We start from the raw sequence: 682 nt of genomic DNA, 5'->3' as shown, positions 1-682 counted from the left end.
CGGCTTTGGTGGAGGCGGTGCTGACTTCGGCGACATCTTTGGTGATGTGTTTGGCGATATCTTCGGTGGCGGTCGCCGTGGTGGCGGTGGTCATCGTGCGCAACGTGGCGCCGACTTACGTTACAACATGGAGCTAACGCTAGAAGAAGCCGTTCGTGGTGTAACTAAAGAGATTGAAGTTCCGACACTGGTTCACTGTGACTCTTGTGACGGTAGCGGTGCGAAGAAAGGCTCATCAGCGGAAACATGTGGTACCTGTCATGGCCATGGCCAAGTGCAAATGCGTCAAGGTTTCTTCGCTGTTCAGCAAACCTGTCCTACCTGTCATGGTAAAGGTAAGATCATTAAAGACCCTTGTAATGAGTGTCATGGTCAAGGTCGCAAGCAAAAAACGAAAACACTTAACGTTAAAATCCCAGCTGGCGTGGATACCGGCGATCGCATTCGTCTATCTGGCGAAGGTGAAGCGGGAGAAATGGGTGCACCATCAGGTGATTTATACGTACAAGTACACGTGAAAGAGCATCACATTTTCGAGCGTGACGGCAATAACCTCTATTGTGAAGTGCCAGTAAGCTTTGCTATGGCTGCACTCGGCGGCGAAGTTGAAGTTCCAACTCTTGATGGACGAGTAAGCCTAAAAGTGCCGTCAGAAACACAAACTGGCCGTATGTTCCGTATG

General features: G+C 50.3%; 1 protein-coding gene. It reads left to right on the top strand.

The window, feature by feature from the left end:
- The coding region (dnaJ, locus tag R7P74_RS26720) for a molecular chaperone DnaJ (protein WP_318123680.1) at positions 1-682 on the top strand (682 nt) is incomplete at both ends.

The organism is Vibrio sp. 2033, assembly GCF_033339735.1.
The sequence above is the reverse complement of the archived record's forward strand: the minus strand, read 5'-3'. Positions and strand labels throughout refer to the sequence as shown.